The sequence below is a fragment of the Jiella flava genome, assembly GCF_017349315.1.
Taxonomy (GTDB): domain Bacteria; phylum Pseudomonadota; class Alphaproteobacteria; order Rhizobiales; family Rhizobiaceae; genus Jiella; species Jiella flava.
On the sequence record NZ_JAFMPP010000016.1, the window covers coordinates 26,866 to 41,971 of the forward strand.

14 protein-coding genes are annotated in these 15,106 nt (G+C 64.7%); 6 read left to right on the plus strand and 8 right to left on the minus strand.

What is annotated here, in order from left to right; translation table 11 throughout:
- Nucleotides 1-15: 15 nt before the first annotated feature.
- The 3 genes from J1C48_RS16130 (at nucleotide 16) to J1C48_RS16140 (ending at nucleotide 3,703) form a co-directional block, all read left to right on the plus strand.
- Nucleotides 16-693 (plus strand): thiamine ABC transporter ATP-binding protein, encoded by a 678-nt coding sequence (locus J1C48_RS16130; RefSeq protein WP_207259089.1) that lies wholly within the window; start codon nucleotides 16-18, stop codon nucleotides 691-693.
- A gap of 243 nt (nucleotides 694-936) precedes the next feature.
- Nucleotides 937-2,412, plus strand: a complete 1,476-nt coding sequence (locus J1C48_RS16135) for a M48 family metalloprotease (RefSeq protein ID WP_343217706.1) — start codon at nucleotides 937-939, stop codon at nucleotides 2,410-2,412.
- Nucleotides 2,413-2,566: 154 nt separating this feature from the next.
- A complete protein-coding gene (locus J1C48_RS16140; RefSeq protein ID WP_207259031.1) occupies nucleotides 2,567-3,703 on the plus strand; it encodes a D-alanyl-D-alanine carboxypeptidase family protein in 1,137 nt (378 codons plus the stop codon).
- Between the two features lie 178 nt (nucleotides 3,704-3,881).
- On the opposite strand, the gene J1C48_RS16145 is transcribed toward J1C48_RS16140, so the two are convergent.
- The 8 genes from J1C48_RS16145 to J1C48_RS16180 all read right to left on the minus strand — a co-directional run bounded on the left by J1C48_RS16145 (nucleotide 3,882) and on the right by J1C48_RS16180 (nucleotide 12,532).
- Entirely contained in the window at nucleotides 3,882-4,748 is an 867-nt protein-coding gene (locus J1C48_RS16145) for an RNA polymerase factor sigma-32 (RefSeq protein WP_207259090.1), read from the minus strand.
- A gap of 424 nt (nucleotides 4,749-5,172) precedes the next feature.
- Nucleotides 5,173-5,766 (minus strand): CarD family transcriptional regulator, encoded by a 594-nt coding sequence (locus tag J1C48_RS16150; protein ID WP_207259032.1) that lies wholly within the window; start codon nucleotides 5,764-5,766, stop codon nucleotides 5,173-5,175.
- A gap of 605 nt (nucleotides 5,767-6,371) precedes the next feature.
- Complete coding sequence (gene fdxA / locus J1C48_RS16155; RefSeq protein ID WP_207259033.1) at nucleotides 6,372-6,710, minus strand: ferredoxin FdxA; 339 nt, start codon at nucleotides 6,708-6,710, stop codon at nucleotides 6,372-6,374.
- 214 nt (nucleotides 6,711-6,924) lie between these two features.
- Nucleotides 6,925-7,371 carry an RNA-binding S4 domain-containing protein gene (locus J1C48_RS16160; RefSeq protein WP_207259034.1) on the minus strand — a complete coding sequence of 149 codons (447 nt, stop codon included), beginning with the start codon at nucleotides 7,369-7,371 and terminating at the stop codon, nucleotides 6,925-6,927.
- 138 nt (nucleotides 7,372-7,509) lie between these two features.
- Nucleotides 7,510-10,824, minus strand: coding sequence for a helicase-related protein (locus tag J1C48_RS16165; protein ID WP_231081848.1), 3,315 nt, complete (start codon nucleotides 10,822-10,824; stop codon nucleotides 7,510-7,512).
- Nucleotides 10,825-10,960: 136 nt separating this feature from the next.
- The gene (locus tag J1C48_RS16170) at nucleotides 10,961-11,152 is read right to left on the minus strand and encodes a hypothetical protein (RefSeq protein ID WP_207259036.1); all 192 of its coding nucleotides are present in this window, start codon (nucleotides 11,150-11,152) and stop codon (nucleotides 10,961-10,963) included.
- Nucleotides 11,142-11,522, minus strand: a complete 381-nt coding sequence (locus tag J1C48_RS16175) for a hypothetical protein (protein ID WP_207259037.1) — start codon at nucleotides 11,520-11,522, stop codon at nucleotides 11,142-11,144. Before J1C48_RS16175 ends, J1C48_RS16170 begins: the two co-directional genes overlap by 11 nt.
- Nucleotides 11,510-12,532: a glycine--tRNA ligase subunit alpha gene (locus J1C48_RS16180; RefSeq protein WP_207259038.1), complete on the minus strand. Its 1,023-nt coding sequence runs from the start codon at nucleotides 12,530-12,532 to the stop codon at nucleotides 11,510-11,512. Before J1C48_RS16180 ends, J1C48_RS16175 begins: the two co-directional genes overlap by 13 nt.
- Nucleotides 12,533-12,949: 417 nt before the next feature.
- Between J1C48_RS16180 and J1C48_RS16185 the strand changes: the two genes are divergently transcribed.
- The 3 genes from J1C48_RS16185 to J1C48_RS16195 are packed head-to-tail and all read left to right on the plus strand — an operon-like array spanning nucleotide 12,950 to nucleotide 15,102.
- A complete protein-coding gene (locus J1C48_RS16185; protein WP_207259039.1) occupies nucleotides 12,950-13,264 on the plus strand; it encodes a PAAR domain-containing protein in 315 nt (104 codons plus the stop codon).
- A 6-nt stretch (nucleotides 13,265-13,270) separates the two neighbouring features.
- Nucleotides 13,271-14,641, plus strand: a complete 1,371-nt coding sequence (locus J1C48_RS16190) for a hypothetical protein (protein ID WP_207259040.1) — start codon at nucleotides 13,271-13,273, stop codon at nucleotides 14,639-14,641.
- Nucleotides 14,638-15,102, plus strand: coding sequence for a hypothetical protein (locus tag J1C48_RS16195; protein WP_207259041.1), 465 nt, complete (start codon nucleotides 14,638-14,640; stop codon nucleotides 15,100-15,102). The genes J1C48_RS16190 and J1C48_RS16195 overlap by 4 nt, the downstream gene beginning before the upstream one ends.
- The last annotated feature ends 4 nt before the right edge of the window (nucleotides 15,103-15,106 follow it).

Sequence of the window (15,106 nt, forward strand, 5' to 3'; positions counted from 1 at the left end):
CATGGCGGCACGGCAATGCACTTCGATCTGACGGTCAAGGCCGGCGAATGGCTGGCCTTGATCGGGCCAAGCGGCGCCGGGAAATCGACGCTGCTCGATCTTGCTGCCGGGTTTCTGGCGCCCGAACGCGGCCGCATCCTTATTGCCGGCATCGACGTGACCGCGCTCTCTCCGGCCGAGCGGCCATTGTCGATGGTGTTTCAGGACAACAATCTGTTCGCCCATCTCGACGCCTTCCGCAACGTCGCACTTGGCATCACGCCCCGCTTGCGGGTCTCCCGCGAGCAGCGCCGCGCGGTGGAGGCGGCGCTTGCCGCTGTTGGCCTGGAAGGCTACGCCGCCCGCCTCCCCCGCCAGATGTCCGGCGGCGAACGCCAACGCGTCGCGCTCGCTAGAGCCTTCCTGCGCGAGCGTCCGTTGATTTTGCTCGACGAACCCTTTGCCGCCCTCGGCCCGGCACTGCGTTCCGACATGCTTGATCTTTTGGCGGCGCTGCGGCAGCGAAACGGCGCGCAGCCGGCGACGGTGGTGATGGTCACCCATCACCCGGAGGATGCCACTGCCAATGCCGATCGTGTGGCCTATCTGGAAGCCGGCAGCATCGCGGCGATCGGCCCGACAACGGCCATGCTTTCCGGAGCGGCTGATCCGCGAATCTCACATTATCTTGGCATGCGGACAAAAAATGTGTGACGCATTTCCGGCGAAATTCATGTTTACTGGCGATTGGAGGGATTGGAGGGGGTCCGTTTCCTCAGAAGCATCGGCTTTGTTGTCTGCTCGGCATTCCATGACAGACATCAATTGGTGTATTCGTAACTTTGCAGCGGCAAATTGACAGTCGCGGTCAGGACGGGTGGGGCGTCAATCGCGTCGATGGCATCAGCTCTGGGCACTTCAAAATCGCAGTCGGGATTGCGGTGGTCGTTGCGCGGCGTGGCCTTGGCCGCACTGACGATGGCCAGTGGCTGCACGACGATCAGCGCCGGGCTCGACAGTCTTTCGGCCGACGCCCAGTCGAACAGCATCCAGACGAATTACGCCTCGACGCGTCAGCCGATTACCTTCGAGACGGCGCAGGCTGACGACCCGCAGTCGGTGATTGGCAAGAGCCAGCATCCCAAAATCCTCGCGGCCTATGGCGGCGCCTATTCCGACCCGAAGCTGGAGCAGACCATCGCCGGCATCGTCGGCAAGCTGGCGGCCGCGACCGACGATCCGAACCGCGCTTACCGCATCACCATTCTCAACTCGCCGAACATCAATGCCTTTGCATTGCCTGGCGGCTACATCTACGTCACCCGCGGCCTATTGGCGCTCGCCAATGATTCGTCAGAAGTGGCCGCGGTGATCGGCCACGAGATGGGTCACATCACCGCCAATCACGGCATTCAGCGCCAGCAGCGCGAACAGGCGGCAGAGCTCGCGAGCCGTGTCGTCTCCGAAGTTCTGGACAACGAATCCGCCGGCCAAATCGCCCTTGCCAAGGGCAAACTGAACCTCGCCCGCTTCTCCCGCGAGCAGGAGTTCCAGGCCGACAATCTCGGCATCCATCACATCGCCCGCGCCGGCTACGATCCGTTTGCCGCCGAGCGTTTCCTGCAGGCGATGGATGCCTATTCGCGGATGCGCAACGCCTTTCAGGCGAAAAATCCCAATCTCGACTTCCTTGCGACCCATCCCTCGGCGCCCGAACGCATCAAGCGCGCCGACAAGATTGCCCACGCGCTGAGCGCAAGCTCCCCCGGCGTGCGCGACCGTGATCGCTATCTCGCCGGCATCGACGGCATGCTGTTCGGCGACTCGGCGGTCGAGGGCTATGTGCGCGGCCGCACCTTCCTGCATCCGGGCCTCGGAATCGCCTTCACCGTGCCCGAGGGCTTTTCCCTCGACAACACCGCCGAGGCGGTGCTCGCGACCGGCCCCGGCGACACGGCGATCCGCTTCGACGGCGTTGCCCTGCCGGAGAACCGCAGCCTGGTCGACTACGTCAAGTCCGGTTGGATCGGCGGGCTTGAGCCGAACAGCGTGCGCGAAAAGCGCATTCATGGCCTGGAAGCGGTCTCGGCCACGGCCCGCGGCGGCGATTACACCTTCGACGTGACGGTCATCCGTCTCGGTGGGCAGGTCTATCGTTTCCTGACGGCGGTCCCGAGCACCTCGACCCTCGACGCCAATGCGATGGCCGCATCGGTCGCCGACAGCTTCCATCAGCTGTCCACGGAAGAGCAGGCGGCGCTGAAGCCGCTGCGCATTCGCATCGTTCAGGCCCGGCCCGGCGACACCACCGAGACGATTTCGGCGAAGATGATTGGGATCGAGAATAAGGAAGATATGTTCCGGCTGCTCAACGAACTGGGACCGGACGACGCGGTCAAGGCCGGCGAACGCTATAAGATTGTTGCGGAGTAGGCCGGCGACGCAATCGCTCGACGGTATTCCACCACTGGATGCGACGCGTTTTCGCCGCAAATCTCGGCTTCGGTCCTTGCCGTGCTCGCTTCTGGGCCTGAGCCACCGATTGCTCTGCTCCCCGCAACCTCCCGCTAGGCCGTTATCCGTCTCCATGCCCGCCCAATGCACGCCATTCGCCGCTTCGGCATCCCGCCGCTCCTGGCGGCTGATCATCTCGCTCGCCGCAACGCTTGTCAGCGCGCCGCTTTTGGCCGCAAGCCCCGCGGCCGCGACACCCGCCCTCGTCGTTGACATGGGGACGCAGGACGTCCTTTACGCCGATGATGCGGGTCACCCCTGGTATCCGGCCTCGACCACCAAGCTGATGACCGCTCTCGTCACCTTCGAGGCGCTGCAGAAGGGCGAGGTGACGCTGGACACGCCGGTGGTGATGTCGCCGCTGGCGATGAAGCAGAAGTCGCTGCACGCCGGCCTCAAGATTGGCCGCGCGATGCGGCTCGAAGACGCGCTTTATGCCGCCTTCGCGGCATCGGCCAACGACGTCGCGATCGCGCTGTCGCAGGCGGTCGCCGGCAGCGAAGCGAAATTCGTCGAGCGGATGAACCTAGAAGCCCGTCGCCTCGGACTGACGGCGACGCATTTTGCCAATGCCAACGGCCTGTTTGATCCGTCCCAACACGTCTCGGCGCGGGATCTCGCGATTCTTGCGAACACGGTCTATCAGCGCTTTCCGCAATATCACCCGATCTTCGCGACGGCGCGCGTCATCGTCGACGGGAAGGCGGTCGATTCCTTCAACGACTTACTCACCCGCTTTCCCGGCGCGGTCGGCATGAAAACCGGCTTTCTCTGCGCCTCGGGCCGCAATTTCGTCGGCATCGCGCAGCGCGGCGGGCGCCGGGTCATGGTCGTGCTGCTTGGCGCGACGACCGAACGCGAGCGCGCCGAACGCGCGGCGAAGTTCCTGACCGATGCCTTTTCGGGGGCCTTGAAGCCCACCGGCGAAAAGCTGGAGCAATTGGGGAACAATCTCACCGAACAGCCGGAGGATCTGCGGGTCAAGCTCTGCACCAAATCGGCGGATGCCTATGAAGCGAAACGCGACGCGCTCTACCCCTGGGGCCTGCCCGGCCATGAGAGCTATCTGAGCGCCGCGACGACGCCGACGACCCACACCATCAAGACCTGGGAGGCCCCGCTGCCGAAGCAAGCGGAAGATCCGGCGAAGGCACCTGCGGCGGCAACGGCGGGAAACGTGGCCATACCGACGCCACGTCCCGCCCATTGAGGCGCTCAAACGCCTGCTGACTCCGATAAACGAAAAAAGGGCGTTCGGTCACGAACGCCCTTTTTTCTCTAACAAGTCGACATTTCATAATTCGAACGGCAACGGAGTACGGCCAAGCCGAACGACTGGGTCAGCCATCGCCTCGGTCGCAGGCTGAGACCGATCGGATCGCCGTCGCTCAGCTCACGTAAGCGGCGCGATCGCCGTTGGTCTCAAGCAGCGCCACGCGCAGCTTTTCCAGCGCACGGGTCTCGATCTGGCGCACGCGCTCCTTGGAAATGCCGAGCTTTAGGCCCAGCGCCTCCAGCGTCGCGCCATCGTCCTGCAGACGCCGCTCGCGGATGATCTTCAACTCGCGCTCAGAGAGCACGCCAAGGGCGCTGTTCAGCCAAGTCACCCGACGCTCGTCATCGATCGAGCTGGAGACGATGTCATCCGGCAGCGGCGCATCGGACACCAGAAAGTCCTGGCGGTCGGCGCTACCCGACTCGTCTTCGATCAACGGTGCGTTGAGGGAGGAATCGGGGCCAGAAAGGCGCGAATCCATCAACGCCACGTCGCCCTCGGAGACTTTCAGAGCGGTGGCGATCTCGCGATACATATCGGTGCTGGAGAGGCTCTCGGAACCTTGGCTCAGCCGGGCGCGCAGCCGACGAAGATTGAAGAACAGTGCTTTTTGCGCCGAAGACGTTCCGCCGCGCACGATCGACCAGTTGCGCAGGATATAGTCTTGGATCGAGGCCCGGATCCACCAGGTGGCGTAGGTCGAGAAGCGCACCTCCCGCTCCGGCTCAAAGCGCGCGGCGGCTTCCAGCAGACCGACATGGCCCTCCTGAATCAAGTCGCTCATCGGCAGGCCGAAGTGACGGAATTTCGAAGCCATCGAAATCACCAGACGCATATGGGCCGAGGTGATCTTATGAAGGGCCTCTTGATCACCCTGTTCCTTCCACCGAACCGCCAGTTCGTATTCTTCCTCCCGCTGGAGATAAGGGGCGGCCATGGCAGCGCGGATCATGGTGCGACGAGCAGACTGTGACTTCATAGGACCCTCCGGTCGATCAGAACGGCTTTTGGTGCCTCTGGCGTGCGCGTAACACACGCTCCGGGTTCTTCGAGAACGCAGCGCGAGCGCAAACGTTCCCAAAAGGGCAAACTTTTTGGCCATAGGTAGGGGAGGGCAGAAAAAGACAAGCGTTTCATGGTGATAACGCTTTCTTCGAATTTTGTAACACTGCCCGACGGCAAAAAAAAGACCGGCCATTCGAAAAATGGCCGGTCCTTGATTTTCAGATCGCGACCGCATCGGCCCGAACATCGAAAGCGACTTTCGGCAAAGCCCGGGCCGGGGACTCAATCAAAGCGCGCGTTCGTTGCACACCCTATGGAACGCACTCCGCGCTCAAGGACGCGCCGACCCGTCGGGGAGCTGTGCCGTCGTGATCCGCAGCTTTGCGGCTGCGACCGCCTCAGGCAGCCTCTTCCTGCTCCTCGTCGGCATCGTCGGCCTCGACCTCGGTCTCGGCTGCGCCCTTCGGGCCCCGCTTCGGACCCTTGTTGAGGTTGACCTCGATCAGACGGACCGCCTCGGTCTCCGACACTTCGTTGACGGCGGCCAACTCGCGCGCCATGCGACCGAGCGCGGCCTCATAGAGCTGACGCTCGGAATAGGACTGCTCCGGCTGGCTTTCGGCGCGGTAGAGATCGCGCACCACCTCGGCAATCTGGATCAGATCACCGGAATTGATCTTCGCGTCGTATTCCTGCGCCCGGCGGCTCCACATGGTCTTCTTCACGCGGGCCCGGCCCTGAACCACCTTCAGCGCACGATCGACGAAATCGGTCTCGGACAGCTTGCGCATGCCGACGGACTTCGCCTTGGCAACGGGCACTTTCAGACGCATCTTGTCTTTTTCGAAGTCGATGACGAAGAGTTCGAGCGTCATTCCCGCGACAACCTGCTCTTCGATCGCGACGATCTGACCAACGCCGTGCGCGGGGTAGACGATGCTCTCGCCGGTCTTGAAACCCTGACTGACCGTTGCCTTCTTCTGACTGCTCATACGCTTTTTCTAACTCCCTGTTGTGCCGGGCCGAAACAGCCGCTAGACACGGGCGGTGGCTCACATGCCACCGATTTGCGACGACCCTGAAGAAGGATCGACAGATCGCAGTCGCGAGGCGCCGGGACGTCGACCTGACCTCTTGGCAAGCGGCATGAAACAATCCGGTTCGCTGGGAGAACCGCCGACATGGCTGCTGAGGGGGAGACGCCCTTTCGGATAGCCATCCGATGCCATGGTCGGCAGCGGATGTTGCAGTGCCGTGGCACCCGACTGTGGGCACGACCATACAATATTCCACCGGAAAATTCAAGAATTACGGGGGTATGCCGCAATTGTGCAACGCAGCGCCCGAATTGTCCCATTTGTGAACGATCCGTCCGAGCGCGCTGGAACGGTCTTCACCATAAGGAAATAAAAGATTCGAGCAGTCACCGCATGGCAGAGCTTTGCCAATGCGAAGACGGCGTCAGGCTGAGAATAACGTCAGGGCGGATGTCCAAGGTCGCGCGACAGACCAATGCTACGGCAACCGCTTTTCGATTCTGATGCCGGCAGGCGAGCCATGCGCGAGGCACGCAGCCGGCATGCGTATCGGCGATAGATCAGTCGCCCTGGCCAGCTTCGGCCGAGAAATATTTCTCCAGTTTGCCCTCCTCGCCGTCGAATTCTTCGGCATCGGCGGGCGTATCGCGCTTGATCGTGATGTTGGGCCACTTGGCGGCATATTCGGCATTGAGCGTCAGCCACTTGTCGAGACCAGGCTCGGTATCGGGGCTGATCGCCTCGGCCGGGCACTCTGGCTCGCAAACGCCGCAATCGATGCATTCGTCGGGATGAATGACGAGCATATTCTCGCCTTCATAGAAGCAATCGACCGGACAGACTTCGACGCAGTCCATATATTTGCAGCGAATGCAGTTGTCGGTCACGACGTAAGTCATCGGTCATCCTCATCAGCGCGTCGCCCCAAAAGGCGCTGCGGCAGTCGCGCGCCATGTTCAAAACACGCGCGGCATCCTTTGCCTGTGGACCTAGCCACTCACCTAGCGCCTTGCAAGCGCAAAGCATGCTGTCCAGAGCCCCGCTTCGGCAAAGTTGTTCCACCATGATGCTGATCGAACCGATCGGCGCAGGACACAGCGCCGCCGTCCCGCCTCAAGTCGGAAAGCCGCCCTTAAGCCGCACCAACGCTCGCCGATCCTTTTTGGACGGCCGGCCGGCATCCGCTTCCGGCGCAGGCACCTTTGCATAGGGCGGTGTCGCCGATGCCGCATCGGCCGTCTCGCCCGCCAGGTCTGCAGCTGCGGCCGGGGAGCGATCGAGATAGAGCATTGCAGCCTCGCTCGCCGGCCCACGCCGGGTGCCGGGCTGGCGCACCTCCAGCAGCCTTACCGAGCGCGCATAGGAAACGGTCAGCGTATCGCCGACCCGGATCTGGCGAGCGGGATTGTCGATCTTGTCGCGATTGACCCTGACACCACCTGCCAGGATCAGCTTCTGCGCCAAGGTTCGCGACTTCACGATCCGGGCAAAGAACAGCCATTTGTCGACCCGCTGGCTGCCTGCGCCGGCCACCGGGTGGACCGCGTCCGTCTCACTCATGAACGGGCTCTCATCGCCGACGCCCCTCGTCGCATCCTGCGCGCTCCATGAACGCAATCGGCTGCGACGCTGCTCTCACTCTTTCATTCCAGGCACTGCGCCGTGCCGACCATCGATCGCGATCGTCGGCCCGACAGCTCAGCGGCCGAGCTTTTCCTTCAGCGCGGCGAGCTTGGCGAAGGGCGAATCGGGATCGATCCGCTGCGGAGCCTTTTCACGCCGATTGCCGCCATCGCCCTTGTCGCGCTTGTCGCGCTGGGGACCGCGACCTGGCCCGCGATCGGGACGATCGTCAAAATCCTTGCCGTGCCGCGGCTTGCCCTTGCCGCCGCCTTTGCCGTGACGCTGTCCGCGCCCTTCGCCATCGCCATCGTTGAACCGGCGTCTGCCCTCCCCGGCCCCGCTCTCGCCGGACGCGCCTTGGCCCGCGTGATCGGGCTTGCGGCCGCGCCGGCCGTGCCGATTCTGACCCGCATGGCGATCGCCGCGATGGGGTCGCCAAACCTGGATCAGCCGTGGCTCGGCTGGCTCCGCGGCCTGCGCCGATGCTTCGCTCGCGGACGCCGCCGTGTCGTCAGCCTTCGGCGCCGTGTCGGTGTCAGTCTCGGCCGAAGCCGTGTCCGGCTGGGCCATGGGATCAGCAGCGACATCGTCGCCCTTCACGATGCCTTCAGCCGAAACCCGCTCGGCCGTGTCCGGCGCCTCGGCAGCCGGCGTTGCCGTCGGCCTATCATCACCATGAGGCTCGGCAGAAGCGTCAACCACAACCGGCGCCATAGCCTCAGCAACCGGTACCGACGCGGGCGCAACGTCCGCTGTCACCGCTTCGCCCGTGCTCTCGCTCGACGTCGGCGCAGCGTCGCCGGCAACCGCCGTGCTCGTGCTCTCGGCCTGAGAAACCTGCGGTGCCGCGGCGCTGGCGGCAGCCTCGGCCGCCTTGCGCTGAGCCTCGGCTTTTTCCGCAGCATCACGCCGAGCCGCGTCCTCATCGAGCCGTTTCAATTCCGCCTCGACCGAGTCCGCCTCGATGCCCTGCGGGCGATAGCCGAGCCCTTTCAGGATCTCTTCCATGTCTTCGGCAGTCGCGCCGAGGATCGACATCATCGCCGGCGTCACCAAAAACTGCGAGCCGTTATAGCCGCCCTCCGGCCGTTTGCCGGTGCCGGGCTTCCAGGCGAGCGCCGGGCGGATCAGATCGGCAAGGCGCTCGAGAATGTCGACCCGCACCGCGCGCCGACCGAGCAGACGATAGCCCGCCAGTTTGTAGAACACCGGATCATAGCTTGTATCGGCCACTGACGAGGTGCGGCCGGTCGCCAGAAGATGGGTGACGTCGCCAAAGCCCGGCCGGTCGCGGCCGTCGTTCTGAATCGCCCAGAGCAGAGTCAAAAGGCCGGCAGGCGCGGGCTTGATCAGCGTCGGCACGAAGATGTGGTAGGCGCCAAAGCGCACGCCAAAGCGCCGAAGCGCCGCGCGGGCGGCCTGATCGAGCGAACGCACCTCTTCGGCAACGTCGCGGCGCTGCAAGATGCCGTATTCCTCGACCAGACGATAAGCAAGGCCCCGGGCGACACCTTCGAGCCCGTCACCTTGCTTCAGATCGGCGAGCGGCTTCAACACGGTGGAGACCTGGTAGGTGACGAAGCGCTCGACGCGGCTTGCCACCATGTCGCGCGCCGGGCCGGTCAGCTGTTCATCGGCGAGCAGCACGACGCGCGGCTTCAGCGCATCTTCACCGCTCGTCAGCGTCGCCACCGGCGCGCCGAGCCAGCGCACCAGCCCGTCGGAGCCGAGCGCCAGGTCACCATTCGGCGAATTGGCAAATCGATCGGCACGTTTGTCGAACTCGCCCGCCAGCGCCTTTTGCGCTGCCGTGCGCACGGCCCGGCCGTCCGCGCCTTCCGCCTTGGTGTCGGGGGAGAAGCGGAAACCCTGCAGTTCGCCCACGGCATGGCCCTCGACCGACACCGTACCGTCGCTGGCGATCTCTGCTTCCATGAATGCGTTCTCTCTCAGCCGCTTCATCAAGACGCTTGTCCTGCGGTCTACGAATCGTTTCGTCAACCGCTCGTGGAGGGCGTCGGACAATCGATTCTCGATGTCGCGCGTCTTTTCCTGCCAGTGTGTCGGATCGGCCAGCCAATCGGGCCGGTGGGAAATGTAGGTCCAGGTGCGAATTTCGGCGATCCGCTGCGACAGCGTGTCGAGATCGCCCTCGGTGCGATCGGCCCGATTGACCTGGGCGGCCATGTAATCTTCAGAGACCCGGCCGTTTTCGACGATGTCGTGATAGATCGAGGCGATGATCTCGGCATGCTGGGCGGGCGCGATGCGGCGGTAGTCGGGAAGCTTGCAGGCCTCCCACAGCAATTCGACGCGCTTGGCCCCCTTCGCCTTTTGCGCCACCTCGGGCACCCGCGACAAAAATTCCAGCGCCCGCTGATCGACCGCCGGCAGCGCCTTGGTCAAGGACGGGTTCGGCGGCAGTTGCTCCAGGCTGTCCTTCAAGGCGTCGAGCGAAGCAAAATCCAGATCGCCGCTCCGCCACTGGATAACCTTCACCGGCGCGAAGGCATGGGCCTCCAGCGCCTCGACCAGTTCGTCCGGCAGAGGATCGACCTGACCGGTGACGCCAAACGTGCCGTCGCGCACATGGCGGCCGGCCCGGCCGGCGATCTGGCCGTATTCGGCGGCGCTCAGCTGGCGATACTGAAAGCCGTCGAACTTCCAGTCCTGGGCGAAGGCGACATGGTCGACGTCGAGATTGAGCCCCATGCCGATGGCATCGGTCGCGACGAGGTAATCGACTTCGCCGGATTGATAGAGCGCGACCTGGGCGTTGCGGGTGCGCGGCGACAGTGCCCCGAGCACCACCGCCGCCCCGCCCCTTTGGCGCCGGATCAGCTCGGCGATCCCATAGACCTCCTCGGCCGAAAAGGCGACGATGGCCGAGCGCCGGGGCAGCCGGGTGATCTTTTTCGACCCGGCATAGATAAGGTTCGACAGGCGCGGCCGGGTTTGAGTACCGAGGCCGGGGATCAGCTGATGCAGCACCCCCTGCATGGTCGAGGCGCCGAGCAGCAGCGTTTCCTGAAAACCACGGGCGGTCAGAATCCGGTCGGTGAAGACATGGCCGCGTTCGAGATCGCCGGCAAGCTGCACCTCGTCGATGGCGACGAAGGCGGTGCCCGGCTTGCGCGGCATCGCTTCGACCGTGCAGACGAAATAGCGGGCTTTCGGCGGCCGGATCTTCTCCTCGCCGGTGATCAGCGCGACATGGCCGGCGCCGACCCGGTCGCAGACCTTCTGATAGACTTCGCGGGCAAGAAGCCTGAGCGGCAGGCCGATGGTGCCCGAGCCATGAGCGATCATCCGCTCGATGGCGAGATGGGTCTTGCCGGTGTTGGTCGGCCCGAGAACGGCAGTGACCGTCGCGTCGGCGGGGAGATCCATTGTGCTTTGCGGAAGGGACAATCGGCTCATGAGCCCGTTGGTCTGAAGGTCGCGGCGAGCGCCGCGGGAGAAGGGCCACGAAAAGGGCGCGGCCAAGGCGGTGCCGGCGCGGCCGGCCAAAGCGCCCGGCGCTGTGTCAGGCGGCGTGGCGCTCGAGCTGTCGGCGGTTGACGTCCCGCAGATAGGCATCGGCCGCGCGGCGGCTGCGGCGCTCCTTGAGATACAGCCGGATCAGGCCGATCCAGCCGACGGCGAACATCGCGGCGATCGTCATGAAGGCGACGATGACGAGCGCGACCGCCGCCACATACAGCGCGTCATTGAGCATTCGCCTCGACCTCCTTCAAGCCATCGATCTGCCAGGTCACGTAGCGAGCGAGATCACGATCCTCGGCGAGATCGCGCCATGACTGCAGCACATCCATATCATCCTCCTCGCTGATATAGTGCAACAGCAGCGGCAGTGCCATTTCGCGGGTCGAGCGGTTTTCCGCCGCATCGAGCAGCAAGGCGAAGGCGGCGCGCTTGCCGCCGGCATCGGCGCCGGCGAACAGCTCGGCGGATTTGGCGAGGATGTCCAAGCCGTTCTTGCGCCGCGCCATCAGCGCCTGCCAACAAGCGATCAAAACGCCGAAGCTGCCGATCGCCGGCAAAGCGAGGTTGCGAGCAACCTCGGACAGGCCGATCAGCGGGTCCAAGTCGCCCCGCCCGCCTCGGTGGAGAGGAAGGCCTCGCCGCAGGCCTTGGCGAGATTTCGCACCCGCAAAATATAGCTCTGGCGCTCAGTCACCGAGATGACGCCGCGCGCATCCAAGAGATTGAAGACGTGAGAGGCCTTGATGCACTGGTCATAGGCCGGCAGCACACAGCGATGCAGGGCCGCCCCGCCGCTCGTCCCGCAGCCCTCCCCCTGAGGCGCCGCGGCAACCGGCCTCGAAGCCTCATCCTGAGGTGCGGGCGGAGCGAGCCTCGAAGGGTCGCCCGCCGCCAGGATCGCCCAGCATTCGTTTTCCGCATCGATGAAATGCTGGTGCAGCATCTTGGTGTCGGCGATCTCGAAATTGTAGCGGGAATATTCCTGCTCGGCCTGCAGAAAGACGTCGCCATAGGTCACCTTCTCGGCGCCCTCGCGGCCGTTGAAATTGAGGTCGTAGACCCTGTCGACGCCCTGGACATACATCGCCAGGCGTTCGAGCCCATAGGTCAGCTCGCCGGCGACGGGCGCGCATTCGATGCCGCAGACCTGCTGGAAATAGGTGAACTGCGAGACTTCCATGCCGTCGCACCAGCACTCCCAGCCGAGCCCCCAGGCGCCGAGCGTCGGGCTTTCCCAATCGTCCTCGACAAAGCGGATGTCGTGCAACCCGGTATCGATGCCGATCGCCTCCAGCGAGCCGAGATAGAGCTCCTGCAGGTTCGACGGATTAGGCTTCAGGATCACCTGATACTGATAATAGTGCTGCAGCCGGTTGGGGTTTTCGCCGTAGCGCCCGTCCTTCGGCCGCCGGGACGGCTGCACATAGGCGGCGTTCCAGGGTTTCGGCCCGAGCGCGCGCAAGGTGGTCGCCGGATGGAAGGTGCCGGCGCCGACCTCCATGTCATAGGGCTGCAGCACCGCGCAGCCGTAATCGGCCCAATAGCGATGCAGCGTCAGGATCAACGCCTGAAACGAACGGCGCGGGTCCATATGGGGAGGCGTGTCTGACATTGCGCAGCGATCCGGCAGAAGGCCCGGCCCCAAGCGCCGAGCAAAACAATCGCCCGCGAGTTGCCATGCAGGCGAGCGACCGGTCAAGGCTTGGCGTGGGGAAGAGTGCGAGGGATCGTCGGAATGATCGGGCCGAACGCCGAATGGCTGCTCTGGGGCGGTTGAGCCGAGAAGCTGCCGTAGCGTGCTCGACCCACTCAAGCGTTTCAAGGATCTGGAAGGACCGGCGGAAACCGGACCTGCGGCTCTAAAGCCGGAACGGCCGAGGCTCCTTTTCAGCGGCCGGCAGAAAACGCCCTGGGCTCGTTTTGGTTTGTCAAAATCGTAAGCTTACCTAAATATGTGCAACGGAGGGTGGCGACGGCGTTCCTGTCCCGGCCCCGCAGGGATGATCGCAATGCGAAGAGGAGGAAGGCGATGCCGCCAGCCCATCGTCAAGGCGATATCGGCTCCGGCCACGGCTGTCATTTTCCCCCGTCTGCGGCGACCGGCGGCAGTCCGGATGTGTTCACGAACGGCCGCCCGCAGATGCGGGTGGGCGACACCTACGCGCCCCGCTCTTGCGTCGCCGGCCATGCCGGGCCGCACGGCCGGGCCCTCGCCCAGGGCTCGGCCTCGGTCTTCATCAACGGCCGCAAAGCGGGCCGGCTCGGCGACGAAGGGCCCGGCGGCGGGCGGGCATCCTGCCAGAAATCCATGGCGGGGCAGTCGACGCCCTTCGTCAGGGGCTGACGGCGGATGGGGCGGGCGGGCGACGAAATGGCGGATGCCGGCCAGGCGGGCGCATCTTTTTTGAAGGCGGAGCGCTCTCCGTCTGATGCCGCCGCAGGACCCCGGGCCCTCGGTTCCGCCTTCGCGGCTCTCATCGGCGAGGCAGGGCGTCTCGTTGCCGATCCGCTGCGGCGGCTGCGTGTCGTCGTCGACGGCTCGGGTTTCGACGATGCTCCGGCGCTCTTGCGCCAGGCCGGTGTTTTCCACCGCGCGCTCTATCGCGGCCCCGACCGCGCGCTGATCGAGGCCGGCCCCTTTCTCGTCGATCTCTACCGCGATCCGGTCGCCGTCGCCGGGTTCGCCGACGAGGCAGGCGAGGGCGACGACCTTTCCGACGAAGCCCTTGCCGCCCGCTCGGACCGATTGGCCGATCGGATGCGGAAGGCGCTCGCGGCCGGCGACGAGACCGGCGGCGGAATGTTGCCGGAGGCCTCGCCCGAGCCCGCCGCCCCGGCCGGCGGCCACGCGGCCAGCGCCTATTTCACCGCAGCCGCCGGCCGCCTTGACAGGATGGTCGCGGCCCTCAGGCCCACCCCCTTCGCCGTCTTCTGGCTGGGCGGCGTGGATTTCACCGACGCGGCCCTCTACCGGCATCTGCGCGGATTGAACAAGGTGCTGATCCCGAGGGACGCCGCTGTCTCCGGTCCCGGCTTTTCGGAGAGCAGCGTCGATGTCGATGGTCCACCAAACGAGGCGGCGGATGGCAAGGCCGCTTCCGACATCCCGCCACCGTCGGCGGCGTCTGCGGCTGACGTTTTGGAGACCGGCCAGGAAACAGGAACGGAAGCCGTCCTGTTTCGTCACGGCGACGGCAACGTTCTCGCCCAGGTCCTGCCGGCCCTGACGCCGGAACACCTCTCGCGCCTATTCGGCCCCGCCGAAGGAGTGTTCTTCGCCGCCCCCGACTATCCCGGCCCCTCCGGCCGCCTCCTCAACCGGGCCGCCCGCAGACCCGATTTGCCACCAGCAAAGCCCGGCATGCTGGCGCTGACGAAGGCCGAGATCGAGGCGATCGAGACGAAGCGCAGGGCGCGCTCGGCGGATCGGATCGCCGACTATCTGGCGCGATACGCGCCGGAGCAAGCCGGCAAAGGCAAGGCTCAACTGCGGGTGTTCGCAGCCGAATCGATCGACGATGCCAATCGCATCGGCCTGGTATCGGAAGCCGCCCATGGTCGATGGGCTTATCTCCGCCTGATGACGGACGGCCAAATCTCCCGTAATCTCGATGTGGCTGCGTATCTCAGACAGCCCGACGGCAAATCGCCCGACGAGAAGGTCTCGCTCCTGCTCCAGTCGGTGACGATTGGGGCACAACAACTGCAGGGCAAGTCATGAGCGCGGCGGCATTGCCGCTGCTGCTGGGCGGCCCGCCGGGCTGGCTGGTCTTCGGCGTTCTGGCGGTTGCGACGGCGGGCGCCGTCTATGTCATGAGCGAAACCGGAGAGGATGCCGACCAGAGCGCCGACGAACAGCTTTCCTCACAGTCCGCGACGACTGCTTGCTCGGATTGCCATCCTGATGGCCCTGACGATGACGACGACAGCAAAGACCCAAACAAGGTTGATCACATCTTCGGTGACAAACAACTGCAGAAGCACAAGCTCGACCAGTATCTTGAGAGCTTCGACGGAGACAAGGCGCAAGCCTACAGGGCGCTGCAGAACGCTACGCGGAACGCCGTACGGGCGACATCAGGTCCGTTCCAGACAGTTGTTCGATCGAACGGCTTCAACGTGACCGTACGCGGCGCCGTGGTCAACGGTGTGCCCCGGCTGTCGACTGCTTTTATACCGTAGAAGG